Below are 15,983 nucleotides of genomic sequence, written 5' to 3'. Positions count from 1 at the left end.
CCATGGCCAAGGCAGACCTCCGCTTGAAACCATCCCGCGCCGCAAAAGTCGGCCAGCCGATCGCTTCGCTCGATATCGGTAGTTCCAAGATCACTTGCCTGATCGGACGTTTCGATCCTGAGGCGAAGGCCGGATTTGCGTTTCTGGGTGGCGGGCGCCAGCAGGCCCGCGGCTTCAAGGACGGCTCGATCACGGACATGGAAGCGCTGGAGCGCTCTGTCCGTCTCGCGGTTGAGGACGCAGAGCGCCAGGCCGGCGAGCGGATCGACTCGGTCACGCTTGGCGTAACTGGCGGGCAGGTCGCGTGCGAATTCGTCGGGGCCCTCAATGACATTGGCGGCCGTGAAGTCACCGCCAAGGATCTCAAGAAACTTCACGCCCAGGCCCTTGCAAAGATCGATGCGAAGCAACGCGAAATCCTCACCGCCCATCCGGTTCTCTACAAGCTCGACGAACAGGAAGGCATTAGTGACCCGGTTGGCATGATCGGAACGAAGCTGTCCGTCCTCCTCTCCGTGGTTTCAGCGCCGCAATCGCTCGTGCGCAACCTGGTCGAATGCGTCGGCCGCGCGCACCTCAACGTCGACCGCCTGATCCCGTCAGCGCTCGCCAGCGCCGCGGGCACGCTGATCGACGATGAAATCGAGAATGGTGCGATCTGCATTGATATGGGGTCTGGCGTGACCACCGCTTGCGCGTTTGTGAACGGCGTGCCTGCCTGGCTCGGTGTCGTACCTGCAGGCGGCGCCAAGGTGACAGGTGACCTTGCGCAGGGCATCGGGACGACTTTCGCCGCCGCAGAGCGCATGAAGACGATTTACGGCCATGCCGACACGACTGGCACTGGACTTTCTGAAAAGGTCGAAGTCGCCCGCCTCGGTGATGATGGAAGGCTCGCCGCTCATCACATGACCCGCGGCGAACTCACCAGCCTGATCGCGCCGCGCATCGAAGAAACCTTTGAGTATGCCTCCAAACTGATCGGCAAGAGCGAACTGGCCAAGATCATGCCGCGCCGTACTGTCCTGACCGGTGGCGGTAGCCTGCTTCCGGGGGTGCGCGATGTTGCTTCCCGCGTCCTCGGTCAGCCTGTCCGCCTCGGCAAGCCAGTCGATGCTGATGTTCTTGGCGAATCACACGCCAGCCCCGTCTTTTCGACCGCAGCAGGTCTGCTGTCATACGAATCACGCGGCTTCGCAGACGTCTCTACCGCCAGCAATGCGTCTACTCAGGGTTCAGGAGCCGCGAAACGCGGTAAAATGAACGGTTTCTTGCGCTGGCTGCATGAAAATTTTTAACAGCGAGGCAGAATCCCTTAACCCTCTCTTAGTCTGACGCAGGCAGTTTGCGCCTACAGACCCTTCCTAAGGTAGATTGGCAAAGGCGGATTTTTCATGACTCAAGAACTCAAGCCGCGGCTCGTCGTGTTCGGTGTGGGCGGGGCCGGCGGCAACGCAGTCGACAATATGATCGAGGCGAATCTGCAAGGCGTTGAGTTTGTCGTCGCCAATACCGATGCCCAGGCACTCGAACGCTCCAAATGCGAAACCCGCATCCAGCTTGGCCCGGACACGACCGCAGGCCTCGGTGCAGGCGCGAAGCCAGAAGTTGGCGCAGCGTCTGCCGAAGAATCCATCGAGGAGATCAGCAAGTGCCTCGAAGGCGCGCACATGGTCTTCATCGCTGCGGGCCTTGGCGGCGGGACCGGCACAGGCGCCGCCCCTGTTATCGCGCGCGCGGCACATGAGCGCGGCATCCTAACCGTCGGCGTGGTGACCAAGCCCTTCAGCTTCGAAGGCAATCGCCGCATGACCATTGCCGAGGATGGCCTCACCGAAATGCGCAAGGCGATCGACACGATGATCGTCGTGCCAAACCAGAACCTCTTCCGCGTTGCCAATGAGCGGACGACTTTTGCGGACGCCTTCCGCATGGCCGACGATGTTCTGTACTCTGGCGTTCGCGGTATCACGGACCTCATGGTCATGCCTGGCCTCATCAACCTCGACTTTGCCGACGTGCGCACGATCATGAAGGGCATGGGCGCCGCGATGATGGGCATGGGCGAGAGCGAAGGCGAAGGCCGCGCCCTTGATGCGGCCCGCGCCGCTATCGACAACCCGCTTCTTGACGATGTCTCCATGAAGGGCGCCCGCGGCGTTCTGATCAGCATCACTGGCGGCTATGACATGACGCTGTTCGAAGTCGACGAAGCAGCGAACGAGATCCGCAAGCAGGTCGACGCTGATGCGCACATCATTCTCGGCTCGACATTCGACCCTGAGCTTGAAGGCAAGCTCCGCGTCTCGGTCGTCGCAGCAGGAATCGACTCGGATGCTGGCATCTATGAAGAGCCGACGCGCGAAGCTGCGATCAGTGCGGCTCCGGTCGAGCCGCAGCAGATAGAGGCCGAGCCTGCAGAAGTCGAAATCGAGCTTGCTGAAAGCGATGTCAGCATCGCCGAAGAAGAGATCGAACACGAACGCCCGCGTGTCGTGATCAATGACTTTGGCGACGAGGACATAATGGAGACGGACACCCGTCCAGACTTCGTCAGCCGCAGCCTGCCAGCCGCTGAGCGCGAAAGTGTCCAGGGCAACGACCAGGTCAGCGCTGATCAGGTCTTTGGCGGAGGCAAGTCCCGTGGTCGTTCTGGCTCTGAAGGCAAGGCCGGATTTGGCAATCTGTTCGGCTGGCCGAAACTTTCGTCTCAGAGCGACGACAAGAGTTCTGCACACGAAATCGAGGATGAGCCAGCGGCACCAGCACGAGACAAGTTCACCGCGCCAGCTTCCTTCGACGATACCGACCTTGAAATCCCGGCCTTTCTCCGCCGCTCGGCCAACCGCTAGGCGCTGAGAAAACCAACAGAACCAGACAGGGCGCTTCCATTGGAAGCGCCCTGATTTTTTGTAATATTGCGACACATTCCTTGTTTTGAATCTTTGCTCCCGATCGCCTTCATAGGACCCTGAGAGATGAGGTCTTAATGAGCCGCGTTCAGTATCAGCAAACTATCAGCCATCCGGTCGTGTGTGCTGGCGTCGGTGTTCATTCCGGCGCGCGTGCGCGTATCGCGATGAAGCCAGCAGCCGCAGGAACCGGTATCCGTTTCCGCCGGATGGACATTGAAGGCTGCCAGGACATCATCGCGCGCGGTGATTTTGTTACCGAAGTCCAGCTTGGCACGACCCTTACCAACGAAGCGGGCCAATCCGTTGCAACGGTTGAGCACCTGCTGGCTGCCTGCGCTGGCGTCGGCGTTGATAATCTCATTATAGAGATCGACGGTCCTGAAGTGCCCATCATGGATGGTTCGTCATCGGTTTATTGCGAACTGATGATGGCAGCTGGCCTCCGCGAGCAGCGTGCACTGCGCCGCCGCATCCGCGTGCTTGAAGACATCGAAGTTAGCGACGGCATCAAGACGGCCCGTCTTAGCCCCTCAGCCGATAATTATCTGTCGATCCACGCAAAGATCGAGTTTGAAAGCCGAGCAATTGGTACGCAGCAGATGTCGCTGCGCATGCTGCCTGGCATGTTCGCGCGTGATATCGCCTTCGCTCGGACATTCGGTTTCGCGCAGGATGTTGAAAAGTTGAAATCGATGGGCCTTGCCCGCGGCGGTTCACTCGACAATGCCGTGGTTCTTGATGGCGACTCGATCGTCAATCCTGAGGGTCTGCGGTCCAGCGACGAATTCATCCGCCACAAGATTCTTGATGCGGTTGGTGACCTTATGCTCGCCGGGGCGCCTATTGCAGGCGTGTACGAGGCTCGGCAGCCGGGACATGCACTCAACAACAAGCTGGTTCGTGCGCTTATCGATGCGCCAGATGCCTGGTGCTGGGAAACCGATGGGGCAGACGTCGAAGCTGAAACAGCCGCGAGAGCGTCAGCGGCCCGTTAAGGCCCGCAACCCAGTCGCGCTTACAGTAAAAAATGCTGCTTCTTTAAACGAGCAACGCCTAGTCGGCGCGTGGTCGCGCGTGGTCTGAATGACCGTTCGGTTTAGCCTCGCCCGTCACTTCTGAATCGGCCAGCGCGCGCACCATGTTGAGGATAGAGGCGCGAACCTTTTCGTCCCGAATGCGCGTCAGGCTGCGTACGCACTCAATCGCGAACCGAGATGACGCATCAAGTTCGTCGCCAGACTGCGCGTCGATATCGGCAAGGCCTTCAAAGAACCAGCCCGGCGAAATGTTGAGCCGGTCTGCAAGCAGGTAGAGGCGTCCGGCGCTGACGCGGTTTGCGCCTGTCTCGTACTTCTGGATCTGCTGATAGGAGACACCCAGCGCCTCGCCAAGCTGATCCTGGGTCAGCCCGGCCAGAATCCGGCGTTTACGGATTCGCTCGCCCACCAGCGAGTCGACATCCGATGCGGTAAAATCTGATAGTCCCTGCGTCATAAAATTTGCCTTTTAGGCAGCGGCACGAGATCGTTCGTACTGGCGTCGATATAGATCGATTTGCGCTCATACACCATAATAACTGGAAATTCACCTGGCTGTTCCTGTAGGCAATGACTTTACAAGCTGTGCGCCAGCGGCAAAGTGCGGCAAAGTCTGTTGAGAACCCGGTATCTGTTATGAAGCTTTCGCTTGTCGGCTCCGTCGCAATCATGACCTTGGTCCTAGCTGCGTGCAGTTCGAACCGGCAGGCGCGTGAGCTTGCCTATGTCGAGCGGCCGGTGGAGGCGCTTTACAACGCCGCTGCCGATGAAATGGACGATAGCGACTACATCAGCGCTATTGAGCTTTTCAATGAGGTTGAGCGCCAGCACCCTTATTCGGAATGGGCGCGTCGTTCCACGCTGATGGCAGCCTACGCCTCCTATCGCTCTCGCCGCTATGACGATGCCATCGGCACGGCCCAGCGCTATCTGTCGCTCAACCCTGCCGGTGAAGGCGCACCTTACGCCTATCACCTGATTGCACTCAGCTACTTCCAGCAGATCGTCGATGTTGGCCGTGACCAGCGCACGACTGAGCTGGCTCGTGATGCATTGAACGATGTCGTGCGCCGTTTTCCGAACACCGACTATGCGCGTGACGCGCAGCTGAAGCTCGACATGGTCAGCGACCAGCTCGCGGGCAAGGAAATGGAAATCGGCCGTTGGTACCTGCGCCGCAACCAGCATCTGGCCGCCGTGAACCGCTTCAAGAAAGTGGTCGACGATTACGACACGACGACCCACACGCCGGAAGCGCTGCACCGTCTTGTTGAGGCTTATCTCTCCCTCGGTCTCCGCGGCGAAGCTGTCGCTGCCGCATCTGTGCTGCAGTACAACTACCCAGAGAGTGACTGGTACCGCGCCAGTTACAGCCTCGTTGAAGGCGGCGGCGATGGTGGGCAACAGCAGGCCAGCAGCGACGGCTGGCTTGGCCGGATCACACCCTGGTGAGAACGCAACGAGAACAGGCTTGTTCTCACTTTGTTCTGATGATATCCAGGGCGTATGATCACAGCGCTCTCGATTCGATCCTTCCTGCTCATCGAGCGTCTCGACATAGAGTCGGCCGATGGCTTCACCGCCCTGACCGGGGAAACCGGTGCGGGTAAATCCATCATCCTTGATGCGCTCGGCCTTGTGCTTGGCGGCGCGGCGTCCAAGAAGCTGGTTCGTAAAGGCGCGGACCAAGCGAGCATCCTGGCGGAATTCGCGTTGGAGGCCGACAGCCCGGTCTGGCCAATCCTTTCAGAGGCTGGTGTCGAAGGCTCAGCTGAGGAAACACTGACACTCAAGCGTATCCTGTCTGCCAAAGGACCGGCGCGTGCCTTTGTGAACGACCAGCCGGTCAGTGCGGGCCTTTTGTCTCAGCTGGGTGAACTTCTCGTCGAAATTCACGGTCAGCACTCGGCCTCGACCCTGATGAAGCCAGCCAATCACCGCGCGCTGCTTGATACCTATGCGGGCAATGAAGACCTGATCGAGGCCTGTGCACAGAGCTGGGACAATTATGAGACCGCGCGTGATGCACGCGAAGCACTGGAAGCGAAGCTGGCCGAGGCCGAAGAGGAACATGCCTGGCTGGCCGAGACAGTTGAGGCGCTCGACACACTTTCACCTGAGCAGGGCGAGTTTGATCGGCTCAGCGCTGAACGCGGCATTCTCATGCAATCGGAAAAGATTGCGGAATCGGCAACTGAGGCGTTCGAGGCTTTTCAGGCAGGCGACGTCGAAGCTGTTCTTGCGCAGGCCAGCCGCTCGGCGGAACGTATTCTGCGGATCGACGGGCTCGATGCGATGGAAAGCGATCTTTCAAAAGCCGCTCGCGCCGCAGCCGAAGCACTCGACCGTGCGCTGATCGAGGCAGGTGAGGCGAGCGCCGCGCTTGAAAGCCTCGGCCTCGCCGCGGTGCGCGATCCTGACGCGCTGGAGCGAGTGGAGCAGCGCATCGTCGCCCTCCGCTCGGCTTCGCGCAAATACAGCGTCGATGCGAATGAGTTGCCTGCTTTCTGGGAAGAGACCCGCCAGAAGCTGGAGCTTTGCGATGCGCCCGATGGCTCGTTAAAGAAAGCCCGCTCTGAGGAACAGGCGGCAGCAGCACGCTGGCGCACAGCGGCTGACCGTCTGACGAAAGCCCGCAAAGCCGCGGCCAAGCGTCTGGAGACATCCATCGCCGCCGAGCTGAAGCCGCTCAAGCTCGAGCGAACCAGGGTGAAGGTGCGGTTTGACGAGATTTCGGAAAGCCAGTCAGGACGTGCAGGCCGCGAGAAGGCAGAGTTCGAGGTTGAGACCAATCCGGGCGCTGGTTTTGGTCCCCTTCGCCAGATCGCGTCCGGCGGTGAACTTGCGCGCTTCTCACTAGCGCTTCAGTGCGTCCTTGCTGAAAGCACGCAGGTGCCCGTTCTCGTCTTCGACGAAGCTGACCAGGGCGTCGGAGGCGCGGTCGCAGCCGCCATTGGTGAGCGTCTTGCGCGCCTTGCTGACAGCCGACAGGTCTTTGCCATTACCCATAGTCCACAGGTTGCAGCATCGGCCTCGAACCAGTGGCTGGTAACCAAGCAGGGCTTGAAGGGGAATGGCCTTGGCGAAACCCACCTCACCGGTCTAGATGCCAGCCAGAGACATGAGGAAATCGCCCGCATGCTCTCAGGTAGCAAGGTCACCGAGGAGGCAAGGGCCGCAGCAACGAGGCTCCTTGAAGATGTATGAGCGCGCAGAAACTGGCTGGAGACCTGACCGAAGCTGAAGCAAAGCGCGAGCTTGCCCGCCTTGCGATTGAGATCAAGCTCGCAGATGCGGCTTACTACAAGGAAGACGACCCGCACCTGAGCGATGCCGAGTACGACTCCCTTCGGCAGCGCAATAGCGACGTCGAAGCTGCCTTTCCGCATCTGAAACGCAAGGACAGCCCAAGCGACCGGGTCGGCGCCGAAGTCTCCGAAGCCTTCAGCAAGGTCGAGCACGGCGTCCCCATGCTATCACTCGACAATGCGTTCTCTGATGAGGATGTCGAGGAATTTGCCGCCCGCATCCGCCGCTTCCTTGGCCTCGATGCCGACGAAGCCCTCACCATCACGGCAGAGCCCAAGATCGATGGCCTGTCCCTGAACCTCACCTATGAGGACGGAGAGCTTGTTCGCGCCGCGACACGTGGCAATGGTCGGGTGGGCGAGGACGTCACAGCCAATGCCCGCACCATAGATGACATTCCGGCGAAACTTGGCGGCTCCAGCTGGCCGTCGCGGATCGAGATCCGCGGCGAGGTCTATATTGAAGGCGAGGCCTTTAAGGCGCTCAACGCGTCTCAGGAGGAGGCAGGCAAGAAAGCCTTCGCTAATCCACGCAACGCCGCCGCAGGCAGCCTTCGCCAGCTCGACGTCGCCATCACCCGTTCGCGTCCCCTACGATTCTTTGCATATGCATGGGGTGAAGCGTCGGAAAAGTTCGCGGACACCCAGACAGATGCCGTCGCCAGGCTGCAGGATTGGGGCTTCGTTACGAATGAGCTCTTCAAGCCATATAAGGACGTCAAAGGTCTGCTAAGCGCTTATGCGAATATGGCAGAGCGCCGCGCCATGCTCGGCTATGATATCGACGGCGTCGTCTACAAGGTCGACCGCCTCGATTGGCAGGAGAGGCTTGGCTTCGTCTCGCGCTTTCCGAGGTGGGCGATCGCCCACAAATTCCCGGCAGAGCGGGCCGTTACCAAACTCGAAGCAATCGAGATTCAGGTCGGCCGCACAGGCACGCTGACTCCTGTTGCGCGCCTTACGCCTGTCACGGTTGGCGGCGTCGTGGTCTCCAATGCCACGCTGCACAATGAGGATGAGATCGCCCGTCTCGATGTTCGCCCCGGCGACATGGTCGAAATCCAGAGGGCAGGGGATGTCATCCCCCAAGTCCTCGGCGTGGTCGACCCGGGCGAAGACCGGGCCCCGACCTACAAGTTTCCGGAAACCTGCCCGGAATGCGGTTCAGCTGCCGTTCGCGAAATTGACGACAAGGGCGAGGAAGACGTTCGCCGCCGCTGTACAGGTGGCCTCACCTGCCCGGCGCAGGCGGTCGAACGGCTGAAACACTTTGTCTCCCGCAAGGCGCTCGACATCGATGGGCTCGGCGCAAAGCAGGTCGAGCTTTTCTATTCGAAAGGCGCTGTCAAAGGCCCGCAGGACATTTTCCGTCTCGCCCGGCGGCTTGAGGAAGAAGGCCTGCCGCCGCTCAAGGACTGGGAAGGCTTTGGCGACACGTCGGCCCGCAACCTGTTTGACGCGATCGATGCGCGCCGCAAGCCGCCCTTCCAACGTTTCCTGAATGGTCTCGGCATCCGCCATGTTGGCGAGATCACTTCCGGCCTGCTCGCGCGCCATTATCTCGACTGGAACAGCTTCTGGCAGGTGGTCGAGAAAGCCGCCGCAGGTGATACCTCGGCTGAGGCAGACCTTCTTTCCATCGACGGCATCGGCCAGACCGCGATCACCAGCCTCAAGGACTTCGCCGCAGAGAGCCATAATCAGGACATGCTGGCGGGCCTTCTGGCCGAAATTGAGATCGAACCGGCAGAAGCCGCGGCCAGCGACAGCGCCGTGTCCGGCAAGACCATCGTCTTCACGGGGACGCTCGAAAAGATGACGCGCGACGAAGCGAAATCGCGGGCAACCGCACTTGGCGCTAAAGTGTCGGGCTCTGTTTCCGGCAAGACCGATATTCTCGTCGCCGGGCCGGGCGCAGGCTCGAAACTGAAAAAGGCCGAAGAGCTCGGTGTCCGCGTCATCACGGAGGATGACTGGCTCGAGCTCGCCGGCCTTTAATCAGGTCGGATATTAAGTGCGCTTCTATGCCAGAGGCGCGCACTGCGCGTTGAGCCAGTCCAGAACCTCGCCGTCGACGAGCGGACCAATCTTGGCCAGCACGTCATTGTGGTAGCGATTGACCCAGGCAAGCTCTGCCGGGCTGAGCAGGTCGAGATCGATCAGATCCCGTGCCAGCGGCGCCCATGTCAGGTTCGCAAAGCCCAGCATCTTGCGCTCACCGCCCTCAATGTCGGCGGGCTCGGTCACATATTGAAGGTTTTCGATCCGGATGCCGTACTGGCCTTCGCGGTAGAAGCCCGGCTCATTCGACACAATCATGCCCGGGCGCAGCGCGGTGCTGTTCCACGGCTTGGCGATCCGCTGCGGGCCTTCATGAACGCCAAGATAGACGCCGACGCCATGGCCGGTGCCATGGTCATAGTCGAGGCCAGCCTGCCAGAGCGGGTGGCGCGCCAGCGCATCGAGATGCGTGCCCGTCGTGCCTTCCGGAAAGCGCACATCGGCAAGCGCGATATGGCCTTTCAGGACCAGCGTATAGTGACGGCGCATGTCCGCAGATGGCTCACCAATCGGTACGGTCCTCGTCACATCGGTTGTGCCGTCAAGATATTGGCCACCACTATCGACGAGGTATAGCGAGCCGCGCTCCAGCTTCCGGTTTGACGCCGACGAGACGCGGTAATGGGGTAGGGCTCCGTTCGGGCCTGCGCCTGAGATCGTCTCAAAGGACAGATCATTAAGGTCGCCCAGCTGCTCGCGGAAGTCTTCCAGCTTGAGCGCCGCATCGATCTCCGTCGCCTCGCCAGACTGTGCGTCGGTGTCCAGCCAGTGCAGGAAACGCGTCAGCGCCGCGCCGTCGCGGATATGCGCGGCTTCGGTCCCGGCAATCTCTGTCGCATTCTTGCAGGCCTTGGGCAGCAAGACGGGGTCACGCTGGCGCAGGATGTTCGCGCCCGCCTTCTCCAGCTCACCAAAGAACCAGGCAGAGGCAAGCGCCGGGTCGAGGCTGACCGTCTGGCCAGAAAGCTCCGCCAGCGCGGGTTCAACCTCTTCCATGGGGCGCAGGCGCACCTTGTTGCCGAGATGCTCACGCAACTTGTCGCTGGTCTTGCGCGGGTCGAGGAAAAGGTCCGCCGTCCCATCGGCTTTCAGGATGGCGCGCGATAGTGGCAGCGGGGAGCAGGCGACATCGCCGCCGCGAATATTGAACGCCCACGCCACCGAAGCCGGTGAGGTGATGATGGCCGCGTCCGCGCCGTCTTTCTTGAGAGCGGCCGCGATCCGCTCGCGCTTGTCATCGGCCTCTTCGCCCGCATGTTTCACGGCGTGCGGCACGACCTGTTCGGTGGGCTCCGCCGGGCGGTCGTCCCAGGCTTCGTCGATCGGGTTGGCATCAACGGCTTTCAGCGTGACGCCGGCTTTCTTTGCGCTCTCTTCCAGAACGGCGAGGTCATTCGGCGTCATCAAGCGCGCATCATAGCCCAGCGTTTCGCCCTTGCGCTTCTGGCCAGCAAGCCAGCCAAACGGGCCTGGGTCGGGCAGGCCGCTGATCTCAATAAAATCGCGGTCGGTCTGGTCGCGCACCTGCAGCGTGTAGCGTCCATCGGCAAAGATGACGGCCGTATCCCGAAACACCATGGCTGCACCGGCAGACCCGGTGAAACCAGTCGCCCAGGTCAGCCGGTCATTACAGGCGGGCAGATACTCGTTCTGGAACTCATCCTCATGCGGGATGTAGAAGCCATCAAGGCCCTGGGCTTTCATCGCAGCGCGCAGGAGCGGCAGATTCTGGCGGCCAAGCTGTGGGCCACCTTTCACATCAAAATTCTGTCTCATGGACGAAATCTAGTGCGAATACGCCCGCTACGGAAGGTGGAGTCTGCGCCCTAGTCCGCTTTGCGGAAAACGAGGCTCGACCAGCCATCGCGGCGTACTCGCTTCACAAGGGCGAGGCCGCGATTGCCATAGGCCTTGCGCACCAGCGGTTCCTGCGGCGAAAGCAGGCCCGACAGGATGATGTGGCCGCCCGGCGCGGTTAGGCGTTCGATCTCTGGCGCCAGCCCGACAAGCGGACGGAACAGGATGTTCGCGAAGACGAGGTCGTAAGGCGCATCCTTGCGGATGGTCGTGTTCATACCGCCGCCGGTCTCAAACGTCTTGAAGGCGTTGGCGACGTGGTTCTTGGCCGCGTTCTCATTGGCGACGCGCACGTTGTCTGTGTCGATCTCGGTGCCCCAGGCACGCCTGGAGCCAGTCTTGACCGCCGCGATGGCCAGAAGGCCGGATCCGGTCCCGATATCCAGCACCTTTTGGGGGCGCGCGCTGCGCAGCACATGCTCAAGCCCGATGAGACAGCCAAGCGTCGTGCCGTGATGGCCGGTGCCGAAAGCCGGGCCCGCCTCGATCAAGATCGGCGTCTTGCCGGGCGCAGATTTCGCGAGCACATGGCTGCCTGCCACGATGAACCGGCCAGCTTCCACCGGCGGCAGGCCTTCCAGCGACAGGGTCACCCAGTCGCGGTCTTCCAGCGCTTCGATGACGACGTTGAGCTGCGGCGAGACCTCTTCGATAATGGCCTTGCAGGCGTCGGCTTCCTCTGCCGTTTCGCAATAGGCGTCGAGGCGCCAGGCGTGGCGGCCATCCTCCTTGGCGTCGACGGCACCTGCCGGTGATGGATCCGTCCAGGCCAGGGCGTCCCAGGCAGGTTCGATGGCCTCGCGCGGGCCTTTTGAAGAAATCTGATACATGACGGCCCGCCCATAGCAGAGCGCGCAGGAAGGGGGTAGGGTCGCGCTCAGCAGATTTCGGGAAAGGCTGGGGCATGAAACAATCTTTGAGACGCGCATTCGCGGGGCTGGCGATGATCGCGGCGGCCACAATAGGCGCGGCCAGCGCGCAGGACGCTGCTGCCGAACCCGTTGCTGAGACCGCAGAACCGGGCTGGCGCACCATCGCCCCTGAAAATCTCATGATGATCGAAACGGGCAAGGGCCTGATCGTCATTGAGCTTAATCCGGACTTCGCGCCGCGCCACGCCGAGCGTATGCGGGAGCTTGCCGCTTCCGGTGAGTATGAGGGCGAGCACTTTTACCGCGTCATTGAGGGTTTCGTGGCGCAGGGCGGCCTGTTCGACGATATGCAGATTCTGCGCTGGGGCCCGCTCGAGAATGAGAATGACCGGGCTTATGGCGGCGAAGGCTTCGTCCCGCTCGGCAATGACGACCTGTTCGCGGCCGAGGTCGGCCACATTGGCGGCTTTCCTGTCGGCCGGGATGAGGCGCTCGGACAGGAATGGCTGCTCCATTGCCCAGGCGCGGTGGCGCTCGCCCGCAATAATGACCCCAATTCAGGCGGTACCGAGATCTACATCGTCCTCGATGCGCAGCGCTATCTCGACCGCAACCTGACCGTCTTTGGCCGCGTCATCGACGGGATGGAGCACGTCCAGGCCTTCAAGCGCGGTGACCGGGCCATTTCCAATGGCGTAATCCAGGCGCCGGAACAGGGCGAGGAAATCCTCGGCCTCACCATCGTGTCAGACCTGCCCGAAGACCAGCGCCCCGTCTGGCGGACGATGACCAGCGAAGGTGAACCTTTCGCTGAGCACAAGCGCGCCCTGCGCGTCCGCGACAGCGCGTTCTTCTACAGGAAGCCACCTGAAGTGCTGGACATCTGCAGCTTCAACACGCCCGCAGAGCGCGTTGCCTCTGCCGACTGATCAGCGGCGATAGCCGTTCCACGGGTCTTCGCGGTCGAGGCTGAGCTCGGCTGCGTAACCGGCGGACGGGGCTGGATAGGCTTCGTAATAGCCATCGTCCTCATAATAGGCGTCATCGTAATGCGCGTCGCCATAGGCGTAGCCGTCGCTGCTGGCATAGGCGCTGCCTGAATAGCTGCTGCCCTGGTTGTATCCTGAGACCGTGCGGGTCGTGGAATAGGTCCGCGCACCGGCATGGCGATGGGTGTGGTGGGCATGGTCATGGCCTACATGGCTGGTCGCCGTGCAGCTCGGCGGGGCAACCCGCGTATAGGTCTGCACATAGCGGCGCACGACAGGCGCGGTTCTGTAGGTCCGCACGACCTGATGACCGCAGCAGCAGCTTGTCACCGCGCACGGCGAAGTCGTGCTCGTGTGGCTCGTCGCATAGCCGTGGCCGGTCGACGGTGCGGTGTAGACATAACCGTCAGCGGCTGCAGGAAGGGCGAACAGCGCCGCAAGCGCCCCGCCAATGAAGAGTTTGGTGCGCATACGGAATCCTTCCTGCTGCAGCTTCTGTGGGTAAACAGAAGGTTAACACAGAAATGCCGCTCGCAACCCAAAATCGTAAAGCCGCGTAATTTTTGCGTGCGGCGAGGTCTGTTCAGGCGGGGCGGAAAGGCGCTAAGGACGAGGCATGACAGGAACGATGAAACTCGCCATCGCCGGCGTCGCCGGGCGCATGGGTCGCCAGCTCGCCTCTGCAGCTGTTGAGGCCGGCCACGCGCTCACAGGCGCCAGCGAAGCGCCTAGCAGTGACGCCCTCGGCGCCCCGCTCTCAAACCTCGTCCACGGCGCCCCCGATGACGTCCAGCCGCAATCTGATGTGGCGAAAGCCGCCAGCGGCGCGGACGTCTGGCTCGACTTTACCCGTCCCGGCGCCACGCTGGACGCGCTCAAACACCTGAAAGCGGCAGGTGTGAAGGCTGTCGTGATCGGCACCACTGGCTTCGACGCCGCGCAGGAAGCCGAGATCGCGGAAGCGGCTGGAGAGCTTGCCATCGTCAAGGCCGGTAACTTCTCTCTGGGCGTCAATCTGCTCTGCGCGCTGACAAAGCGGGCCGCCGAAAGCCTCGGCGAAGACTGGGACATCGAAATTCTCGAAACCCATCACCGCCGCAAGGTGGACGCGCCGTCCGGCACCGCGCTCATGCTCGGCGATGCAGCCGCTGCGGGCCGAGGCGCGGGCCTCAAGGCCCTCCGCCAGGCCCCGTATGATGGCCCTGATGCCGCGCGCGAAGCTGGAAAGATCGGTTTCTCCGTCCGCCGCTCGGGCGGTGTCATTGGCGAGCATGAAGTCACGTTCGGCTCGGAGAAGGAAGTCATCACGCTGGCCCATTCCGCGCTGGACCGGTCGGTCTTCGCGCATGGGGCTCTCGCTGCGGCGCGCTGGGCGCTTCGCCAGCCTGCCGGCCTCTATGACATGAACGACGTTCTCGGCCTCTAGGTTTCGTTTCAGTCTTTGACGCTGGGGCAGAGATTGCCTTCCGTTGACGGAAGGGGGATTAGCTTTTCCCATCCGGTCCAATTCAGCATGTTCGGGAGGAATTTATGGCTGAAGCATACATCATCGACGCGGTCCGCACGCCGCGCGGCATTGGCAAGGTTGGCAAGGGTTCGCTCGCCCACCTTCACCCGCAGCATCTCGGCGCGACCGTCCTCGGCGCGATCCGTGACCGCAACAATCTCGACACGTCCACCGTAGACGACATCATCTGGGGCACCAGCTCCCAGCGCGGCGCGCAAGGCGCTGACATGGGCCGCATGGCCGCGCTTGACGCAGGCTTCGACGTCAAGGCATCCGGCGTGACCCTCGACCGCTTCTGCGGCTCGGGCATCACCACCGTCTCACTCGCAGCAGCACAGATCATGTCCGGCATGGAAGACTGCGTTATCGCAGGCGGCTGTGAGATGATGAGCTACACCGCGTCCACCGCGGACCCGAAGAACCCGCCAATGATGGACGCTGGCAACCTTCACCTTCGTGAAATGCACCCGCAGTCCCAACAGGGCTGCTGTGCTGACGCGATCGCGACGCTCGAAGGCATCGACCGCGAAGCTGTCGACCAGTTGGCCGTCGTCTCGCAAGAGCGCGCCAAGAAGGCGATGGATGAAGGCCGTTTCGACAAGTCCGTCGTGCCTGTCTACAACCGCGATGGTTCGCTGGCCCTCGACAAGGACGAATTCCCGCGTCCGGGCACCACGATGGAGAGCCTGTCCGGCCTCAAGACCGTCTTCAACATGTTCTGGGACATCCCTGTCGACGACAAGGGCACGACCTATGGCAACATGATCGAGAAGAAGTACCCGCAGATCCAGGGCAACGTGCAACACGTCCACCATGCCGGTAACTCCTCGGGTGTGGTCGATGGCGCAGCCGCCATCCTCGTCACCTCGAAAGAGTATGCCGACGAGAACGGCCTGAAGCCGCGCGCCCGCATCGTCGCAACGGCGAACATGGGCGACTGCCCGACCCTGATGCTTAACGCACCGGTCGCTGCTGCGAAGAAAGTGCTCGAAAAAGCCAACATGACGACCGACGACATCGACGTCTACGAGATCAACGAGGCTTTCTCTGTCGTTGCAGAGAAGTTCATCCGCGACCTCAAGCTCGACCGTGAGAAGGTCAACATCAATGGCGGCGCGATGGCGCTTGGTCACCCGATCGGCGCGACCGGCTCGATCCTGATCGGCACCGCGCTTGATGAGCTTGAGCGCTCCGGCGGCAAGTACGGCCTCGTCACCATGTGTGCTGCTGGTGGTATGGCGCCTGCCATCATCATCGAGCGTCTCGACGCCTAGATTTTCAGGCGAGACTTCGCCTGAAAAATCGAAGACCCCGCCGCGGCTTGTCCGGGCGGGGTTTTTATTTGTTTGAAATTTGAAACATCGACTGAACCATAACCTCACACCTGTGTGCCATATCGGGCCGTAGCAAAATGACCCAACAGAGGTCGAACAGGCT

13 protein-coding genes are annotated in these 15,983 nt (G+C 61.5%); 9 read left to right on the top strand and 4 right to left on the bottom strand.

Annotated elements, in window-relative coordinates; genetic code table 11:
* Positions 1 to 2: 2 nt before the first annotated feature.
* The 3 genes from ftsA (at position 3) to lpxC (ending at position 3,910) form a co-directional block, all read left to right on the top strand.
* Positions 3 to 1,298, top strand: coding sequence for a cell division protein FtsA (gene ftsA / locus O4G74_RS11045; protein WP_269402665.1), 1,296 nt, complete (start codon positions 3 to 5; stop codon positions 1,296 to 1,298).
* A 96-nt stretch (positions 1,299 to 1,394) separates the two neighbouring features.
* Complete coding sequence (gene ftsZ, locus O4G74_RS11040; RefSeq protein ID WP_269402664.1) at positions 1,395 to 2,852, top strand: cell division protein FtsZ; 1,458 nt, start codon at positions 1,395 to 1,397, stop codon at positions 2,850 to 2,852.
* A 137-nt stretch (positions 2,853 to 2,989) separates the two neighbouring features.
* On the top strand, positions 2,990 to 3,910 hold the full coding sequence (gene lpxC / locus O4G74_RS11035) for a UDP-3-O-acyl-N-acetylglucosamine deacetylase (protein ID WP_269402663.1): 921 nt from the start codon (positions 2,990 to 2,992) through the stop codon (positions 3,908 to 3,910).
* Between the two features lie 58 nt (positions 3,911 to 3,968).
* Here lpxC and O4G74_RS11030 read toward each other — a convergent pair whose 3' ends face one another.
* Entirely contained in the window at positions 3,969 to 4,409 is a 441-nt protein-coding gene (locus tag O4G74_RS11030) for a helix-turn-helix domain-containing protein (protein ID WP_269402662.1), read from the bottom strand.
* A 113-nt stretch (positions 4,410 to 4,522) separates the two neighbouring features.
* Between O4G74_RS11030 and O4G74_RS11025 the strand changes: the two genes are divergently transcribed.
* From O4G74_RS11025 to ligA, 3 genes are read left to right on the top strand one after another with little or no spacing between them, the layout of a single operon-like run.
* Positions 4,523 to 5,404 carry an outer membrane protein assembly factor BamD gene (locus O4G74_RS11025; RefSeq protein ID WP_269402661.1) on the top strand — a complete coding sequence of 294 codons (882 nt, stop codon included), beginning with the start codon at positions 4,523 to 4,525 and terminating at the stop codon, positions 5,402 to 5,404.
* A 54-nt stretch (positions 5,405 to 5,458) separates the two neighbouring features.
* Positions 5,459 to 7,159: a DNA repair protein RecN gene (gene recN, locus O4G74_RS11020; RefSeq protein ID WP_269402660.1), complete on the top strand. Its 1,701-nt coding sequence runs from the start codon at positions 5,459 to 5,461 to the stop codon at positions 7,157 to 7,159.
* Positions 7,156 to 9,258: an NAD-dependent DNA ligase LigA gene (ligA, locus tag O4G74_RS11015; RefSeq protein WP_269402659.1), complete on the top strand. Its 2,103-nt coding sequence runs from the start codon at positions 7,156 to 7,158 to the stop codon at positions 9,256 to 9,258. The genes recN and ligA overlap by 4 nt, the downstream gene beginning before the upstream one ends.
* A gap of 24 nt (positions 9,259 to 9,282) precedes the next feature.
* Here the strand turns inward: ligA and O4G74_RS11010 are convergent, their stop codons facing one another.
* Together O4G74_RS11010 and O4G74_RS11005 are read right to left on the bottom strand one after the other, a co-directional pair.
* Positions 9,283 to 11,097: an aminopeptidase P family protein gene (locus O4G74_RS11010; protein WP_269402658.1), complete on the bottom strand. Its 1,815-nt coding sequence runs from the start codon at positions 11,095 to 11,097 to the stop codon at positions 9,283 to 9,285.
* A gap of 50 nt (positions 11,098 to 11,147) precedes the next feature.
* Complete coding sequence (locus O4G74_RS11005) at positions 11,148 to 12,008, bottom strand: 50S ribosomal protein L11 methyltransferase (RefSeq protein ID WP_269402657.1); 861 nt, start codon at positions 12,006 to 12,008, stop codon at positions 11,148 to 11,150.
* A 74-nt stretch (positions 12,009 to 12,082) separates the two neighbouring features.
* Between O4G74_RS11005 and O4G74_RS11000 the strand changes: the two genes are divergently transcribed.
* Entirely contained in the window at positions 12,083 to 12,979 is an 897-nt protein-coding gene (locus tag O4G74_RS11000; protein ID WP_269402656.1) for a peptidylprolyl isomerase, read from the top strand.
* On the opposite strand, the gene O4G74_RS10995 is transcribed toward O4G74_RS11000, so the two are convergent.
* A complete protein-coding gene (locus O4G74_RS10995) occupies positions 12,980 to 13,510 on the bottom strand; it encodes a hypothetical protein (RefSeq protein ID WP_269402655.1) in 531 nt (176 codons plus the stop codon).
* Positions 13,511 to 13,655: 145 nt separating this feature from the next.
* On the opposite strand from O4G74_RS10995, the gene dapB reads away from it, so the two are divergent.
* The gene (dapB, locus tag O4G74_RS10990) at positions 13,656 to 14,465 is read left to right on the top strand and encodes a 4-hydroxy-tetrahydrodipicolinate reductase (RefSeq protein WP_269402654.1); all 810 of its coding nucleotides are present in this window, start codon (positions 13,656 to 13,658) and stop codon (positions 14,463 to 14,465) included.
* 104 nt (positions 14,466 to 14,569) lie between these two features.
* The gene (locus O4G74_RS10985; RefSeq protein WP_269402653.1) at positions 14,570 to 15,820 is read left to right on the top strand and encodes an acetyl-CoA C-acetyltransferase; all 1,251 of its coding nucleotides are present in this window, start codon (positions 14,570 to 14,572) and stop codon (positions 15,818 to 15,820) included.
* The last annotated feature ends 163 nt before the right edge of the window (positions 15,821 to 15,983 follow it).

Origin of the sequence: Henriciella marina (assembly GCF_027213945.1) — a bacterium.
In the GTDB taxonomy this organism is placed as follows: Bacteria; Pseudomonadota; Alphaproteobacteria; order Caulobacterales; family Hyphomonadaceae; genus Henriciella; species Henriciella marina_A.
The sequence above is the reverse complement of the archived record's forward strand: the minus strand, read 5'-3'. Positions and strand labels throughout refer to the sequence as shown.